This is a genomic window from Bowmanella dokdonensis (genome assembly GCF_017254865.1).
GTDB classification, from domain to species: Bacteria; Pseudomonadota; Gammaproteobacteria; order Enterobacterales; family Alteromonadaceae; genus Bowmanella; species Bowmanella dokdonensis.
In genome coordinates this window covers 65,749-82,028 of record NZ_JAFKCV010000016.1, presented here as the reverse complement: position 1 = coordinate 82,028, position 16,280 = coordinate 65,749, and the positions used below count along the sequence as shown (strand labels likewise).

General features: G+C 53.8%; 13 protein-coding genes and 1 pseudogene. 11 read left to right on the top strand and 3 right to left on the bottom strand.

The window, feature by feature from the left end:
• Positions 1 to 126 precede the first annotated feature (126 nt).
• The 11 genes and pseudogenes from J0A66_RS19040 to J0A66_RS18990 all read left to right on the top strand — a co-directional run.
• A pseudogene (locus J0A66_RS19040) lies at positions 127 to 1,128 on the top strand (TIGR03013 family XrtA/PEP-CTERM system glycosyltransferase); the annotation flags it as partial.
• A 3-nt stretch (positions 1,129 to 1,131) separates the two neighbouring features.
• Positions 1,132 to 1,977 carry an XrtA system polysaccharide deacetylase gene (locus J0A66_RS19035; RefSeq protein ID WP_206575445.1) on the top strand — a complete coding sequence of 282 codons (846 nt, stop codon included), beginning with the start codon at positions 1,132 to 1,134 and terminating at the stop codon, positions 1,975 to 1,977.
• A complete protein-coding gene (locus J0A66_RS19030; RefSeq protein ID WP_338143921.1) occupies positions 1,974 to 3,020 on the top strand; it encodes a FemAB family XrtA/PEP-CTERM system-associated protein in 1,047 nt (348 codons plus the stop codon). Before J0A66_RS19035 ends, J0A66_RS19030 begins: the two co-directional genes overlap by 4 nt.
• 4 nt (positions 3,021 to 3,024) lie before the next feature.
• The gene (locus J0A66_RS19025) at positions 3,025 to 4,236 is read left to right on the top strand and encodes a TIGR03087 family PEP-CTERM/XrtA system glycosyltransferase (RefSeq protein WP_206575444.1); all 1,212 of its coding nucleotides are present in this window, start codon (positions 3,025 to 3,027) and stop codon (positions 4,234 to 4,236) included.
• A gap of 6 nt (positions 4,237 to 4,242) precedes the next feature.
• Entirely contained in the window at positions 4,243 to 5,688 is a 1,446-nt protein-coding gene (xrtA, locus tag J0A66_RS19020) for an exosortase A (protein WP_206575443.1), read from the top strand.
• Positions 5,675 to 6,817: a TIGR03088 family PEP-CTERM/XrtA system glycosyltransferase gene (locus tag J0A66_RS19015; protein WP_206575442.1), complete on the top strand. Its 1,143-nt coding sequence runs from the start codon at positions 5,675 to 5,677 to the stop codon at positions 6,815 to 6,817. Before xrtA ends, J0A66_RS19015 begins: the two co-directional genes overlap by 14 nt.
• 12 nt (positions 6,818 to 6,829) lie before the next feature.
• Complete coding sequence (locus J0A66_RS19010) at positions 6,830 to 8,725, top strand: XrtA/PEP-CTERM system amidotransferase (RefSeq protein WP_206575441.1); 1,896 nt, start codon at positions 6,830 to 6,832, stop codon at positions 8,723 to 8,725.
• A 5-nt stretch (positions 8,726 to 8,730) separates the two neighbouring features.
• Positions 8,731 to 9,936: a TIGR04063 family PEP-CTERM/XrtA system glycosyltransferase gene (locus J0A66_RS19005; protein WP_206575440.1), complete on the top strand. Its 1,206-nt coding sequence runs from the start codon at positions 8,731 to 8,733 to the stop codon at positions 9,934 to 9,936.
• The gene (locus J0A66_RS19000; RefSeq protein WP_206575439.1) at positions 9,929 to 11,041 is read left to right on the top strand and encodes a glycosyltransferase; all 1,113 of its coding nucleotides are present in this window, start codon (positions 9,929 to 9,931) and stop codon (positions 11,039 to 11,041) included. The genes J0A66_RS19005 and J0A66_RS19000 overlap by 8 nt, the downstream gene beginning before the upstream one ends.
• Positions 11,041 to 12,390 (top strand): phenylacetate--CoA ligase family protein, encoded by a 1,350-nt coding sequence (locus tag J0A66_RS18995; RefSeq protein WP_206575438.1) that lies wholly within the window; start codon positions 11,041 to 11,043, stop codon positions 12,388 to 12,390. The genes J0A66_RS19000 and J0A66_RS18995 overlap by 1 nt, the downstream gene beginning before the upstream one ends.
• Positions 12,391 to 12,469: 79 nt before the next feature.
• Entirely contained in the window at positions 12,470 to 13,831 is a 1,362-nt protein-coding gene (locus tag J0A66_RS18990; RefSeq protein WP_206575437.1) for a putative O-glycosylation ligase, exosortase A system-associated, read from the top strand.
• A 4-nt stretch (positions 13,832 to 13,835) separates the two neighbouring features.
• Here the strand turns inward: J0A66_RS18990 and J0A66_RS18985 are convergent, their stop codons facing one another.
• From J0A66_RS18985 to J0A66_RS18975, 3 genes are read right to left on the bottom strand one after another with little or no spacing between them, the layout of a single operon-like run.
• Complete coding sequence (locus J0A66_RS18985; RefSeq protein WP_206575436.1) at positions 13,836 to 14,567, bottom strand: sulfotransferase; 732 nt, start codon at positions 14,565 to 14,567, stop codon at positions 13,836 to 13,838.
• A gap of 13 nt (positions 14,568 to 14,580) precedes the next feature.
• On the bottom strand, positions 14,581 to 15,450 hold the full coding sequence (locus tag J0A66_RS18980; protein ID WP_206575435.1) for a hydrolase 1, exosortase A system-associated: 870 nt from the start codon (positions 15,448 to 15,450) through the stop codon (positions 14,581 to 14,583).
• Positions 15,450 to 16,277, bottom strand: coding sequence for an alpha/beta hydrolase family protein (locus tag J0A66_RS18975; RefSeq protein ID WP_206575434.1), 828 nt, complete (start codon positions 16,275 to 16,277; stop codon positions 15,450 to 15,452). Before J0A66_RS18975 ends, J0A66_RS18980 begins: the two co-directional genes overlap by 1 nt.
• Between the last annotated feature and the right edge of the window lie 3 nt (positions 16,278 to 16,280).

Sequence of the window (16,280 nt, the reverse complement as noted above, 5' to 3'; positions counted from 1 at the left end):
CAGGCTGACATAATTTCCATGGCTCTTCGGCTCGTTATCGGTTTGTTTTTGGCGAAATAATCAGATCACACCAAGAGCCTTTTTTCTATCTATTTCAATGCCTTCCGCTAAAGATCCTGTCTATGAGGGCTGGGTAAGGTCAGGCTGGTTGTGTTGGGGGCAGGGGAGCGTGCGTCTATCATCGAAAAACGCATGCGCCGCGAAGTGGACCGGATTGGCTTTGAATTGCTGGGCTTTGTGCCCATACCGGGGGATGATCGGGAGAATGGCATTCAGTCCGAGAAACTTATTCACGTCAAAGTGGATGACAACTTCCGTGACTTCCTGCTGGAAAACGAGATAGAGGAGGTGGTGATTGCCTGCGATCAGCGGCGCGGCACCCTGCCAATCGAGGTGCTGTTTGATTGCCGCATCCGTGGTATCGAAGTGGTGGATATCCTCGATTTTATGGAGCGGGAAACCGGCCAGATAGTGGTCAACCTTATCTATCCAAGCTGGGTCATATACTCCAACGGTTTCTCAAGTCAGAATTACCTGCGCGACCTGCTGGATTACGGCATCAACGCCCTGCTGGGTTTTTTTGTCCTCTTCTTTACCTGGCCCTTTATGCTGATTACGGCCCTGCTGATTTATATTGAAGACGGCCGCCGAACCGGTGCCTCGGTGTTTTATAAGCAGGAACGGGTGGGCTTAAACGGAAAACTGTTCAATATCATCAAGTTTCGCAGCATGCGTCCCGATGCAGAAAAGGACGGGGCGAAATGGGCCACCAAGGGCGACAGCCGGGTCACCCGTATTGGTAATTTTATTCGCAAATATCGCATCGACGAATTGCCCCAACTGTGGAATGTACTGAAAGGCGAAATGAGCTTTATCGGCCCGCGTCCGGAGCGCCCGGAATTCGTCGAGGAACTGATCAGACAGATTCCCTATTATAACCAGCGACACAATGTCAAACCCGGCCTGGCCGGCTGGGCGCAACTGAATTATCCCTATGGCGCCAGTGTTGAGGATTCGATGGAGAAACTGAAGTTCGATCTCTATTACGTCAAACATCAAAGCCTATTGCTGGATATCCTGATCCTGATTCGCACAGTTGAAGTGGTCTTGTTTGGTAAGGGGCGATAGGGCATGAAAGATGTACAAACCTGCCTCAATGCGATGACGGTGGATGTGGAGGATTTTTTCCATGTTTCCGCGTTTGACAAGATCATCAAGCCACAGGATTGGGATCAGTACCAACCCAGGGTGGATGGCAATACACGCAGGCTGCTGGATATTTTTTCCCGCCATGGGGTCAAATCCACCTTCTTTGTGCTTGGCTGGGTGGCGGAACGTTATCCTGAGCTGATCAAGGAAATCCACGCCCAGGGGCATGAAATTGCCAGTCATGGCTATGCACATCGCAGAGCCACGGAGCAGGACCGTCAGACCTTTCTGGCGGATGTCAGGCGTTCCAAAAATCACCTGGAAGACCTGCTGGGTGAAGCGGTCATTGGCTACCGGGCGCCGAGCTTTTCCATTGGCTATAGCAACGAATGGGCTTTTGAAGTGCTGGCCGAACTGGGCTTCAGCTACAGTTCCAGTACCTATCCGGTCAAGCATGATCTGTACGGGACACCCGACTGGCCGCGGTTCGCCTATCAAAGGGCCGAGCAGATAATGGAAATTCCGATTCCTACCCTGAAAATGATGGGCCGGCAGATCCCCATAGGTGGCGGGGGATACTTCAGGCTCTACCCCTATGCCCTGACCCACTACCTGGTTAACAAGTATCTGGATAAGGAAAAGCAGCCTTATTCGTTCTATTTCCACCCTTGGGAAATTGATGCCGACCAGCCCAGGCTAAACAATGCCTCAGCCAAGTCCCGCTTCCGGCACTATGTCAATCTGCAACACACTGAGAGTAAGCTGGACAGATTGCTGCAGGATTTTCGCTGGTCGACCATGAAAGATGTCTATGGGGTGAATGTGTGAGCAACGCTGTAATCGTCAAGGCTTTCGCGGGGGAAGCCGCCGTTGCGGGTGCGTGGGATGAGTTTGTGCAACAATGCCCCGAGGCGACATTTTTTCATCGCAGCGGCTGGTTAACCATCAATGAGCAGGTCTATGGTCATCGGGGACACTATCTGTATGCCGAAGACCCTCAGGGAAATCTCCAGGGCGTGCTGCCACTGGTGGAGCAAAACAGCAGGCTGTTTGGTCATGCATTGATCTCCACCCCTTTCTGCGTCTACGGCGGGGTGGCAGCCCAGTCGGACGAGGCTCAGAGGGCTTTGGAAGATGCCGCCATCGAATTGGCCCGGCGTCTAGAGGTGGACTATCTGGAACTGAGAAACAAGGTAGCCAGCACTCACCCTGAACTGACCGAAAAGTGCGCCCACTCTTATTTTGCCTGGCCGCTTGCTCAGGACGCCGAGGCAATCCTGGCGGGGGTAAAGAAGAAGCAAAGGGCGGTGATCCGTCATTCGCTGAAGAATGACCTCAGCTATCGTGTCGATGACGACATGCATACCGCCTATGACATCTACTCGGAAAGTGTGCGCAACCTGGGCACGCCGGTATTTCCCAAGTCTTATTTTTCTGCCCTAAAACGCGTATTTGGTCAGGACTGTAATGCGCTTACCGTAGAAAAAGACGGCAAGGCCGTATCATCGGTGTTGAATTTCTATTTCCGTGACCAGGTATTACCTTATTACGGCGGAGGGCTGCCGGAGGCGCGGGACCTGAAAAGCAACGATTTCATGTATTATCAGTTGATGTGCGATGCCAAAGCCAAAGGCTATGAATATTATGACTTTGGTCGCAGTAAGAACGATTCAGGCGCCTTTCAGTATAAAAAGCACTGGGGCATGGAGCCGACACCACTGCATTATCAGTTTCACTTAGTCAAAGCAGCAGAGCTGCCGAATCTGAGTCCCAATAACCCTAAATATCAGCTTTTTATCAAACTCTGGCAGAAGCTGCCCTTGCCTATCAGCCGGGCTCTGGGGCCTGTGCTGTCAAAGTACCTGGGCTAAGTTTATGAGCAGGGAGCCGCTACTTTTTCTGTGCCATCGAATCCCCTATCCGCCAAACAAGGGGGATAAGATTCGCTCATTCAATATCCTTAAACAATTGTCCGGATATTATGATATTCATCTGGCCGCGTTTGTGGACGATCCCCACGACTGGCAGTATCAGCAGGCTCTTGCTCCCTATTGCAAAAGCGTGCTGTTGAAACCCATCAATCCCTTGCTTGGACGTGTCAAAGGATTGCTGGGGATGTTTTTGGGCAAGCCTGTGTCCCTGCCATACTTCAGCAATAGCAGTATGCAAACCTGGGTGAACCAGCAAATCACCGGACAGCAGATCCGAAAAGTCCTGGTGTACAGCTCAGCCATGGCCCAGTATGTTGAAAACAGGCCTGAACTGCACCGCATTGCCGATTTTGTCGATGTGGATTCGGACAAATGGCGACAATATGCGGATAAGGCGGTCAATCCGTTGATGAAGTGGGTCTATGGCCGGGAGCACAGAACCTTGTCTGCTTACGAGCAGCGTATTACCAGTGAGTTTGACGGCGTTACCTTTGTTTCCGATGACGAAGCGGCGTTTTTCAGTGAGTCCCTGCCCTTAGAAAGCAGAGACAAGGTCAGTGCTTTTCCCAACGGGGTCGATGTAGATTTCTTTGATCCCACCCTCAGCAGTCAGGCCCCGTTTGACTTTCCCTACCTGGTGTTCACCGGGGCAATGGACTACTGGGCTAACGTGGATGCCGTGGTCTGGTTTGTGGAATATGTCTGGCCATCCATATTGACGAAACATCCGGATTTGCATTTTGCTGTTGTGGGCGGCAACCCTACCGACAAGGTCAAGGCGTTGGCAAAGCATCCGCAGGTGGTGGTGACCGGCAGAGTCGAGGATATCAGGCCTTATATTCAACATGCGGAATTTGCCGTGGCCCCCCTGCGGATAGCCCGCGGCATACAGAACAAAGTACTGGAGGCCATGGCGCTTGGCAAGGCGGTGGTGATGACCAGCATGGCGGCAGAAGGAATCCGCTTGCCTGTGGCGCAGGGACAATTGGTGGGAGATGAGGCCAGTGCTTTTTCCGAACATTGTTTGCAGATGCTGGGTAATGAGCAGTGTCAGGTGATTGGTCATGACAATCAGGCCTGGATAAAGGCTCAGTATCAATGGGATGCGGTGGTTGAGCAACTGCACAAAATGTTGGCCTGCCAGAACGGAATGTAGAATCGAATGCCCAGAATCAGTTTGTTGGCCTTGATGTTGTTTGTGTTCGTGGTTTGGTTAGCTCTGTTCTTTCCGACTGTCTGGGACACTGTACTGATATGGGAAAGGTCTGAGACCTTCGCCCATTGCTTTTTGATCCTGCCTATCTGTCTCTACCTGGTGCATCGCAACTGGCCGCGACTCAAGCAACAACCCGTCAAAGCCAACTACTGGGTATTGGTTCCGCTGGTAATGGCATTATTGCTGTGGCTGCTGGGAACGCTGGCCCAGATCGCCGCCATTGAACAGGGGGCGGCATTTTTAATACTGCCGTTACTCTACTGGCTGGTGCTGGGTAACAAAGGGGCCAGGGTGTTATTGTTCCCCTTGCTGTTCTGGATGTTCAGTGTCCCGGAGGGCGAGTTTCTGGTGCCCTACCTGCAGGATGTGACGGCTGATATCACCGTCGCCGCTATTCGCCTGACTGGTGTGCCCGTCTACATAGAAGGGTTATACATAGCCGTGCCTGGAGGGCTGTTTGAGGTCGCGGAGGCCTGTTCCGGAATTCGTTATCTGATTGCCTCCTTTACCCTGGGCACGCTGTTTGCGTACATTACTTATACAGGGTGGAAGAAGCGCCTGCTGTTTATCCTTTTCTCTATCATTCTGCCAATTATTGCCAACGGTTTGCGCGCCTTCGGTATCGTGATGATCGCCTATCTTAGCGATATGGAATATGCCACTGGTGTGGATCATCTTATCTACGGCTGGGTCTTTTTCGGACTGGTCATCTTTATCATGTTTTCGGTGGGTAATATCTGGCGTGATCCGCCGCCCGAAACACTAGAGTCTGGAACACTGACCGGCAGGAAGACCTTTACTGCAAGGGGGTCTTTAACCGCAATCAGCCTGTTTATAGGATTTACCTTGCTGGCCTTTGTCTATAAAACCTCGGCTGAAAGCGTCGAAGCCATTGCCCCGCCGGATATCCGGCAGAGTCTGCCCCTGGCTGATCTTGAGGACAAGGAACTCTGGTCGCCGGATTTCAGGGGGGCAACCACTGAGCATTGGGGGAGCCTGGATGGCATGACATTTTATGCCGCTTACTATGGCAGCAATGTTCAGGGCATGGAATTGATCAGCAGTCAGAATCAATTATTCGAACGGGAAGGTTGGACCCGGGTATCGGCGCGGGATTATGACGAATTTGGCCTGGTAGAGATTACCAATGTCAGGGGTGACAGAAGGCTGTTGGCTTTCACCTATGTGACCGACTGGCTGCAAACGCCCAGTACGGCATCTGTGAAAGTGTCCCAGGCCTTACAGGCATTGATCGGCGCCCCCCAGGCAGGGATGGTGATGATATTGTCGATGCCGGTTGACGCCGAGGAAGGGGCTCGTGAGCACTTGATCCGTAAAGCAACAAGCTTTTTCTCCCAGGATTTATGGAGCCTGACCCATGGCACCAGGTAAACTGCATATAGTTCATGTGGTCTACCGATTTGACACAGGTGGTTTGGAAAATGGTGTGGTCAATCTGATCAACCGTCTGCCTGAAGAGCAATATGAGCACAGTATCGTGACCCAGCAGGGCGCCAACCCTGAGTTTTGCCGCAGATTGACCACCAGCAATGTGCAGTTTTTTGATCTGCATAAGGCAGAGGGCACGGATCTGGGATACTTTATCCGGTTGAATCAGTTACTCAAAAGGCTCAGACCGGACATACTGCATACCCGCAACCTGTCGGCACTGGAGAGTCAACTGGTAGGTTGGTGGCGTCGGATCCCCCTGAGGATCCATGGCGAACACGGCTGGGATATGTCGGATATCGGGGGCGTCAACCTCAAATATCAGAAGCTGAGACGACTGCTCAGACACTTCATCCATCGTTATGTGGCCCTCTCCTCGGAATCCAGACGTTATCTGATCGATAAAATCGGCGTAAAAGAACAATACATCAGCCATATATGCAATGGTGTCGACACCCAGAAGTTCCAGCACCAGCAGGCGTTACCTTCTGTTTTGCCTGTCGAACTGCAATGGCATGATGCCCTGGTATTTGGCACCGTCGGCAGGCTGGCTGAGGTCAAGAACCAGGCCTATCTGATTGACGCCTTTGCCAGGCTGCTGGACAGACTGCCGGCGCAGCGTCACAGACTGGCGTTACTGATTGTCGGCGACGGCCATATGCGTGACAAGCTTGAACAGCAGGTCCGGGTAGCCGGGATCGGCGACAGGGTCTGGTTTGCCGGCAATCGGGACGATGTGCCGGTGATGATGCAGGCAATGGACGTGTTTGTGTTACCTTCCCTGGCGGAAGGTATTTCCAATACCATACTCGAAGCCATGGCCTCGGGCCTGCCTGTCATTGCCACCCGGGTAGGGGGCAACGGGGATTTGGTCATGCCCGGGCATGCAGTGGATCATCTGGTGCCGGTGGGGGAGCCCGAGCGGCTGGCAGACGCCATGTCCCGTTATGCCCTGGACCCGACTTCAGCAGGCATTGAGGGAATGCGGGTAAAAAAACACTGCCAAAGATTATTCAGTCTGGATACCATGGTCTGCAAGTACCATGACCTTTATCAACAAAAAGCAGGTTAAGGATTCAAGGAAATGTGCGGAATTGCCGGAGTAATGCATTTAGCCCCAGAGGGTCATCCAGACAAAGACACCCTGGCCATGATGAATGACATCCAGCAGCACCGGGGGCCGGATGCCGGCGACTACTTTTTCGATGGGCCGGTAGGTCTGGCGCACCGCAGGCTGTCAATCATAGATCTTGAAGGCAGTCCTCAGCCCATGCTCAGTGCCGACAAGCGCGCCTGTGTGGTGTTTAACGGCGAGATCTACAATTTCAAACAGCTACATCAGGAGCTCGCCGCCAAGGGCTATCAGTTCAATACCCATGGGGATACCGAAACCATTCTTAATGCCTATCTGGAATGGGGGGATGAGTGCGTACACAAGCTGCGCGGCATGTTTGCCTTCGCTATCTGGGACATGGAAAAGCAGCGTCTGTTCATGGCCCGGGACAGAATGGGCATCAAGCCGTTTTTCTATTCCCTGTTGCCAACAGGGGAGTTTGTATTCGGATCTGAGCTTAAAGTTCTGACCCAGCATCCGGCCTTTGACAGGACCCTGCGCGATACCACCATCGAGGATTACTTCACATTCGGCTACGTGCCTGAGCCCTATACGGTTTACCAGAACAGTTACAAGCTGCCCCCCGGTCATACCCTGGTTATCGAGCGGGGACAGACCAGTCTGCCCCAAGCCAAAGAGTACTGGGACGTGCCTACCCAGTGGGAGCAGCCACTGAGCGCCGAAGAAGTGCAGGAACAACTGATCGACAGATTAAAGGAAGCCGTGGACATCCGGCTGGTGGCCGATGTGCCCCTGGGTGCATTTTTATCAGGGGGCGTGGATTCCAGCGGGGTGGTGGCGCTGATGTCGCAACTGCAGTCGGATCCGGTCAATACCTGTGCCATCGGATTTGACGTCAAGGCTTTCAACGAAACTGAGTTTGCCCAGATGGTGGCGGATCGCTATCAGACCAACCACCGGGTGGAAACGGTCAGCCAGAACGACTTTGATCTCATCGACAAGCTGGCCTTTTTATATGACGAGCCCTATGCGGACAGCTCGGCCATGCCCACCTACCGGGTCTGCCAACTGGCCCGCAAGCATGTGACCGTCGCACTGTCCGGTGACGGGGGCGACGAGCTGTTTGCCGGTTATCGCCGTTACAATATGCATCAGCACGAAGACCGGGTACGCAATATGCTGCCCCTTGGACTCAGGCAACCCCTGTTCGGCCCGCTTGGCAGGCTGTATCCCAAGCTGGATTGGGCTCCCAAGTTCCTGCGTGCCAAGACCACTTTCCAGTCCATGGCCATGGATACGGTACAGGGCTACCACAATTCCATGTCTATCCTGCGGGCCGATGAGCGTGCCAAGTTATTCTCCGGTGAATTTACCCAGCGCCTGAACGGCTACAGTTCACTGCAGGTTTTCCAACGTTACGCCGAGCGGGTCAAGCACCTGGACCCGGTTAAGATTGCCCAGTACCTGGATATGAAGACCTATCTGGTCGGTGATATTCTCACCAAGGTGGATCGGGCTTCCATGGCCCATTCCCTGGAAGTCAGGGTACCGATTCTGGATCATAAGTTTGTCGAGTGGGCCTTTAAAACCCCGACCAGCCATAACCTGCAGGATGGCATTGGCAAGTACTCGTTCAAGAAATCCCTGGAGCCGCATCTGCCCCATGATGTGCTGTACCGCAAAAAAATGGGCTTTGCCGTGCCCCTGGCCGACTGGTTCAGGGGACCCTTGAAGCAGCGTCTCTACGATGGGCTGTTGTCCAGGCAGATGACAGAATCAGGTTATTTCAACAAGAAACAGTTACAGAAGCTGATCGACGATCATGTCACCGGGCTGCGCGACAACAGTGCTCCGCTTTGGACCCTGATGATGTTTGAATCCTTTATGCGCCAGCAACTGAGGTAATGGGGATGAAGATTCTTCATGTTCTGGATCATTCCATCCCCCTGCACAGCGGTTACACCTTTCGTACCCGCTCTATCCTCAAGCAGCAGCATGCCATGGGGTGGCAGACCTGCCACGTGACCAGCCCCAAGCATGGTCAGTTTGAGTCGCCGGTTGAGGAAGTCGATGGCCTGAAGTTTTACCGCACCCAGGTTCCAACAGGGATACTTACCCGTATACCGGCCTGGAATCAGATGGCCCTGATAGCCCCCATGCGTAAGCGTATTCTGGAGGCTATTGAGGAGGAAAAACCGGATATTCTGCATGCCCATTCACCGGCCCTCAATGGTATGGCGGCCTTGCAGGCCGGCAGAAAGACCGGATTGCCGGTGGTCTACGAAATCCGCGCCTTCTGGGAAGATGCTGCAGTGGACCATGGTACCTGCAAGGAAGGGGACCTGCGTTACCGGCTGACCCGCAAACTGGAAACCCATGTGGTGAAACAGGCCGATGCCGTAACCACCATTTGCGAGGGGCTCAAGCATGATCTGCTGGGTCGGGGCCTGCCGGCGGATAAGATCACTGTCATCCCCAATGCGGTCAATATCGAGCAGTTTAATCTGCTGACCAGGCGGGATTCTGCCCTGGAGGAGCAGTTTGGACTTAAAGACAGGAGAGTGCTCGGCTTCCTGGGGTCGTTTTATGCCTACGAAGGGCTGGATATGCTGGTCAGGGCCATGCCGCAAATCCTCCAGCAAAATCCGGGCACTGTCCTGTTGTTGGTGGGCGGCGGTCCCCAGGAGCAGAATCTGAAAAAACTGGTGGAAGAGCTGGGTCTAAAAGATGCCGTGATCATGCCGGGGCGCGTGCCTCACAATGAGGTCAATCGCTATTACAGCCTGGTGGATCTGCTGGTGTATCCGCGCAAGTCCATGCGTCTGACCGAGCTGGTAACGCCTCTAAAGCCCCTGGAAGCCATGGCGCAAGGCAAGCTGCTGCTCGCCTCCGATGTGGGCGGACACAAGGAACTGATCCATCACGGTGAAACAGGCTGGTTGTTCCCCAGTAATGACGTGCCGGCGCTGGCCGACAGCGTAGCGCGAATTTTCTCCATGGCTGAGCAATGGCCGGCGGTCATCGCCAACGGGCGCAGCTTTGTTGAACAGGTCAGGAACTGGCCGAATTCGGTGGCCAATTATAAGGCCCTGTATCAGGGGCTGCTCCGTGTCTGAGCGGTTTGCCGGTTTAAGAGTCTGTCTGGTCGGGCCGATACCGCCGCCGGCCGGGGGGATGGCCAACCAGACAGCCCAACTTAAGCGCCTGCTTGAGCAGGAGGGGGCCGAGGTTAACCTGGTTCCTGTCAATGCCCCCTATCGCCCGGCGGTTGTTGGCAAAGTCCCTGTTATCCGCGCCGCGTTTCGTCTGCTGCCGTACTTTTTTAACCTGTATCGCCAGTACCAGCGGGCCGACGTAGTGCATCTGATGGCCAATTCAGGCTGGTCCTGGCATTTGTTTGCTGCGCCCGCCATCTGGATGGCGTACTGGCTGAATAAGCCCCTGCTGGTCAACTACCGGGGCGGCCATGCGGACAGTTTCTTTGCCCGTTCATGGAAATGGGTTGTGCCCTCGCTGAAGCGAGCCAGCGGGGTATTAGTGCCCTCTGCTTTTCTTCAGGAGGTGTTTGCCAGATGGAACTGGCAGGCGGATGTGGTGCCCAACGTACTGGATGAGGGCCGCTTCCATCCTGCCCCGGACAGGGCTCCCGGTAGCCAGTTACCCGAGGTCCACCTGATAGTCACGCGCAACCTTGAGGCTATCTATGACGTGGCCACAGTGATCCGGTGTTTTTCACAGGTCAGGCAAGCCTATCCGCAGGCGCAATTGTCCATTGCCGGCAGCGGGCCGCAGAGAAAGATGCTTGAGAGACTATGCGATGAGCTGTCGCTGCGTGACAGCGTGACCTTTCTGGGGCGCCTGGAAGCAAAGCAGATGGCCGAGTTGTACCGCAGCGCCGATGTGATGCTCAACGGCAGCCTGGTCGATAACAGCCCCAATTCCCTTATTGAAGCCATGGCTTGTGGTGTTCCTGTGGTAAGCAGTAACGTGGGCGGGATCCCCAAACTGGCGACGGATGGGGTGGACGCACTGTTAGTGCCACCCGGTGAGCCGGCCATGATGGCGGAACAGGTGGTCAGAGTGCTGGATGATGAATCACTTCGTCGTCGGCTGATTACCAATGGCCTGACGACCATTGGTAAATATACCTGGCCAAAAGTGGGGGATGCCCTGCTGGGACACTATCAACGGGCAATGGCGGCGCAGGAGGTAAGGGCGTAATGTCACTCTATACGGGTTTGGTTTCCTCTGTCCTGTTTCCCCTGCATGAGAAGCTTAAGAAGCATGACACCCTGGCTATTCGCAAAAGCCTGGAGCAAAGCCAGTGGCTAAGTGCTGACCAGCTTCATGACTTGCAGGCAAAACGCCTGTCTGCCTTTGTGGAGAATATCTACCGGCATGTTCCCTACTACCGCCAGGTAATGGAGGAACGGCAACTGACCCCTGCGGATATTCAAAACGCCGGGGACCTGCGCAAATTGCCGTTTCTGAGCAAAAACCTGATCCGCGAACATTTTGAGGCGCTGAAGTCAGATATAGCCGGTCCCCTTAATCGCTTTAATACAGGCGGTTCCAGCGGTCAGCCGTTGATTTTCCTGCTCGGCAACGAGCGGGTCTCCCATGATGTGGCCGAGAAATGGCGCGCCACCCGCTGGTGGGGCGTGGATATTGGTGATAGGGAGATAGTTGCCTGGGGCTCGCCCATCGAGCTGGGCGCCCAGGACAAGATCAGGCTGGCGCGCGATAAGCTGTTTCGTTCTGAGCTGATTCCGGCTTTTGATATGACCCGGGAAAAGCTGCTGGGGTTTATCGAGCGTATCCGGCAGGTTAAGCCAGCCATGTTATTCGGCTATCCATCGGTTTTCGATCTTCTGGCTAAAACCGCCGAACAAAATGACATCCGCATGGACAATCTGGGGATCAGGGTGGCCTTTGTCACCTCTGAGCGCTTGTATCCTTATCAGCGGGAGAATATTTCCCGGGTGTTCGGCTGTCCGGTGGCCAATGGCTACGGGGGGCGTGACGCCGGCTTTATCGCCCATGAGTGCCCACAAGGGGGCATGCACCTGTCGTTTGAGGATATAGTCGTTGAGATAGTCGATCCACAAGGCACCCCCCTGCCGCCGGGACAAAGTGGGGAGATTGTCGTCACGCACCTTGGCACCAGCGAATTTCCCTTTGTTCGCTACCGCACCGGCGATATTGCTGCCCTGTCGGATAAGGCCTGTGGCTGTGGCCGGGGCCTGCCTATGCTGGAGTCCATCGAAGGGCGCAGTACAGACTTTGTGGTGGCCGCAGACGGCACCATGATGCACGGGCTGGCCCTGATCTATATCCTGCGGGATATGGAGGGAGTGGATGCATTCAAGATCACCCAGGAATCCCTGCAGCATACCCACGTTGATCTGGTGGTCAAAACCGGCCTTACTGACAAAATGACCCAGCGGGTTCAGGATGGATTCAAGGCGCGTCTGGGCCAGGGTGTGGATATTTCAGTGTGCGAAGTGAGCGAGATACCGGCCGAGAAGTCAGGAAAATACCGATATGTTGTCAGTAAGGTCGCCTCATGATTGACAGTCTGTTTCTCCTGGCTGATGTGTTGGCCGTCTGTTACCTGTTTTACTGGTCCAATAAGCAGGAAGAAGACTGATGCGTGATCTCTTGCTGGTGGGTTTTCTGTTCCTGGCCATGTACTACGCGTTTAAGCGGCCCTACATCGGTGTGGCGGCCTGGATCTGGATTGCCCTTATGGCACCGGCGGAGTGGGCCTTCGGCTTTTCCCAGACCTTCAGGCTGAACCTGACCATAGTGTTGGTTACGGGGCTGGCGTATATCTTTGTGACTAAAAATAAAAAACTGAATTTCAACGCCGTCCATTTCTGGGTAATGATGTTTGGCTTCTGGACCCTGCTTTCCACGGCTATGAATCTCAATATAGATTCTGCCTGGGTTTGGGGCTACTGGACCCAGTTTGTGAAGATTCTGCTGCTCTTTCTCTTTATCACCCTGGTGATCCGAAAGAAGCTCCATGTGGACACCCTGGTCTGGGCTATTGTGCTGGCTATTTCTGCCTATGCAGCAATGGAAGCGGTCAAGTTCATCTTATCCGGGGGGAGCCATCGGATTATCGGCCGTGCCGGCATCATTTCGGATCGCAACGATTTGGCGGTAGCTATCAATATGTGCATCCCCCTGGTTATCTACCTGATTCAGACGACGGAGCACAAGCAGCTCAGGTTAGGGTTGTGGGGGATCCTCGTATTGAACATCATCAGTATTGTCGGCACTTATTCCCGCGGGGGATTTATCGGTCTGACCATCCTGGCGATTGCCTTCTGGTGGAAGTCCAAACATAAGCTGATACTGGCGATGATTGCAGCACTGATGTTACCGGTGTTGTACGCAAACGCCCCGGCTGAGTGGAAAGAACGGCAAAGCACGGTTTCAACGGCAGCCACAGAAGACGGGTCTTTTATCGGGCGGCTATGGGCATGGAAGGTGTCTACCCTGATTGCACTTGATAATCCGCTGACAGGGGGGGGATTCGGTGCGGTGATGGACCCTGTGCTTTGGCCTTATTATGCTCCCTATACGCCTGGCTTTGGCCCCATTGATACGCCGCCTATTCCAGACAGGGTAGTGCCCAAGGCTGCGCACAATATTTTCATGCAGGTACTGGGTGACCACGGTTTTGTCGGTTTGTTGTTCTTTATCATGATATTGCTTTCCATGCTTTGGACGAACAGGCGTAACAAGCTGGCAGCGAAGAAAGAGGGGGCGACATGGTGTGTCAAGTTAAGTGATGCACTGACCCTGTCAATGGTAGGTTACGCCATCACCGGCTGTAATGTCAGTCTGGCCTATTTCGATTTGCCTTACGCCCTGACGGCATTGGCCTGCACTATCAGCGGCTGGAAGATCTATCGGTCATCTCAGCAACCAAGCGCTGAAGCTGACAAGCTTGGCAGAGGCAGGGTAAACGCCTGGCAGAGCCAGGCGGCACGACGATAAAAGGTTAGCTGCGTCCGTCTCTCAGGCGGTAATTCTTCAGGTAAATAGCCAGGGCCTTAAGCTTGTCCTTAAATCCTTTGGATTTTTGATACAGCGGCTTTTTATACACCGCCTTAAGGTCGTCCATGCTCAGTTGAGTGCCCAGAAAAGCGTTCAGCCGCTCGATGGTTTGTTCCGGTTGCAATTGCAGATCTTCGAACTGAAACTCTAAAAAGGCTTGATTATGCTGATTGAGAAAGTTCTTAAAGGTGTCTGTCACACCATGGTTGTAGCGCCGCGTAAACGACAGACTCTGGATATGGCGCCTGAGATTGGACGTGATCCAGGACTGCTCATCATCACGGGTTAAGATAATAAAGGCAATGTTGTCCAGGTTCAGATACCTGGCCCAAATTCTCATTGTCAGGGCCAGCCGTGGGTCTTTCCAGATCCAGGGTTCGTTCTGATTAAGCTTGGCGACAAACTCCTTGTAGGGCTGCGTATCGACATCGTCGGCCCGGCTACTCAGTTCCTGCACTTGTGACTCTGTCAGAATGTCATGCTCTCTGTCACCCTGGTAACCTATGGCTTCAATCATTTGGTTATTGAGGGCTACCAGCTCCACATTTTCATAGGTGTTGTAGTCAATTTTCTGGAAGGTGTCGTCACCCAGCCAATAGCCGGCCTGCGCAATCAACGCGGTGAAAGCTGAGCTTCCCGTCCATCCGTGAGTCAGGATAATTACATTTTTTTTCATTGTGCCACTCATGTTATTTCCCGCGCACGCTTAGCAAAGCGGCGGCTATTTTATTAAACAGTTGCTCACGCCATTCTATTCTGGAGAAACTGTGATCTGCGTCTGCAATCTCCGCCATCTGTGCATTTTGGCGTTGCAGTATCTGCTTCCAGCCAGCGGACTGACTGACAAAATCCTTGAATTCCTGGGCAATAAAATCTCTGCCACTGGTGAGAATATCTATACGTCCCTGAAACAGACCGGTGGTTTTCTCCAGCCTTTGCGGTAAGGGCAGTGACTGCAGGGACGCCTCCACCGATTGTTCTGTGATGGCTTGTTTACGGCTGTTGCTGGAACGGCGTAACAAATCCACAAAGGATTTGGCCGAGCCGACAAAATCCACTTTTCCCGACAATATCTTGTTCCAGAATGCCTTACTCAACAGACGTTTGCGGTAATAATGCCTGATATACGTCTTGGCTTGTCCTTCTTCGGTGCGGATCCAAGGGTTAACCAGAAAGATACCGCTGATCCGTTCGTCCGAATGGGCGTAAAAAGACACCGCTGTTGCCGACTCACATTCCCCCCACAGAACGATGCTTTGCAAGTCCGGGCATTGCTCAAAAATACAGTCCACAGCGCTGCGGATATCGGCGGACATATCCACAAAACCCTTGTACTCGCCGCCGCTGTCGCCGACTCCCCGATGATCAAATCTCAGGGTGGGAAAACCCCGCGCCGCCATTTCCCTGCCCAACATGACAAACTGGCGACTGACGCCGACGCGATATTGTGGGCCGCCGGCCACTACTACGACTAAGCCTATTTGGGCCGGGCCTTCCGGTTGATGCAGGATGCCGACCATTTGCTGCCCCTGGCAGGGGATGACGACTGCCTGGTCCATTAATTCATCTCCTTTAGCAACGTCACCGTCTGCTCAATCACAGTCGGAGCCAGGGTTCGCTCGTGAACCTGCCAGAAAGGCGGAGCAATCACTTCGAAATGTTCTATTTTTTTGCCATTGCCGACCCACTTTTCCAGGAATTGACTCTCTGCCCTGGGTGGTTTTCGTTCGGCACTGGCCAGGGTCGTCAACCAGTAGATGGGCTGTTCTACCGCGTCAATGGACTGCTCGAAGTGAGCCTGTTTGAGTGACTGGAAGTGCTCCGGCGATACCTCATAACCGGAGATCTCAATCATTTGCCCCTCACTGCTCATTTGTTCAAACTGCTTGATGCTACCCGCATCCTCGCTTCTTCCCAGCGAGGCGGCCAGTTTTATCCTCAGCAGTTGGGTCAGGGCAGACTGGCCGCTGATACTGGGCTGCCAGAAAATTAAACTGTGCAGGTTCGGGATCCTGGGGGCAACATCCATCGCCACCAGGGCGCCTACCCGGATACCCAGCAGGATCACCCGGTGGTAGCCCAGGCTTTTGGCCTTGTCTGCACCAAGCAGCAGGGCCTCCTCAAGGGTCTGCCAGTTCGTCTGCCGGTAAAGGCCTTCACTGTCTCCGGTACCAAAGGGATCGATATTCAGTAGTCCCATTCCAAGCCCAGTGGCTTCCTGTGCCAGCAGGTTGCACATATAGCGACAGCGGTTCATCTCTTCGCCCAGAGGCGGAGACACCAGAATACATATGCCGGACTCTGCGGGCCTGTCAGGCTGATAGTGCAGGGTGAAAAGGCGTCCATGCTGGCCCGGCAGATAGCTCGCTGAAATGGAATAGGACATGGG

Coding starts and splice junctions, on each gene's coding strand:
- J0A66_RS19035 (WP_206575445.1), top strand. CDS start 1,132: ATGAAAGATGTACAAACCTGCCTCAATGCGATGACGGTGGATGTGGAG.
- J0A66_RS19025 (WP_206575444.1), top strand. CDS start 3,025: ATGAGCAGGGAGCCGCTACTTTTTCTGTGCCATCGAATCCCCTATCCG.
- xrtA (WP_206575443.1), top strand. CDS start 4,243: ATGCCCAGAATCAGTTTGTTGGCCTTGATGTTGTTTGTGTTCGTGGTT.
- J0A66_RS19015 (WP_206575442.1), top strand. CDS start 5,675: ATGGCACCAGGTAAACTGCATATAGTTCATGTGGTCTACCGATTTGAC.
- J0A66_RS19010 (WP_206575441.1), top strand. CDS start 6,830: ATGTGCGGAATTGCCGGAGTAATGCATTTAGCCCCAGAGGGTCATCCA.
- J0A66_RS19005 (WP_206575440.1), top strand. CDS start 8,731: ATGAAGATTCTTCATGTTCTGGATCATTCCATCCCCCTGCACAGCGGT.
- J0A66_RS18995 (WP_206575438.1), top strand. CDS start 11,041: ATGTCACTCTATACGGGTTTGGTTTCCTCTGTCCTGTTTCCCCTGCAT.
- J0A66_RS18990 (WP_206575437.1), top strand. CDS start 12,470: ATGCGTGATCTCTTGCTGGTGGGTTTTCTGTTCCTGGCCATGTACTAC.
- J0A66_RS18985 (WP_206575436.1), bottom strand. CDS start 14,567: ATGAAAAAAAATGTAATTATCCTGACTCACGGATGGACGGGAAGCTCA.
- J0A66_RS18980 (WP_206575435.1), bottom strand. CDS start 15,450: ATGGACCAGGCAGTCGTCATCCCCTGCCAGGGGCAGCAAATGGTCGGC.
- J0A66_RS18975 (WP_206575434.1), bottom strand. CDS start 16,277: ATGTCCTATTCCATTTCAGCGAGCTATCTGCCGGGCCAGCATGGACGC.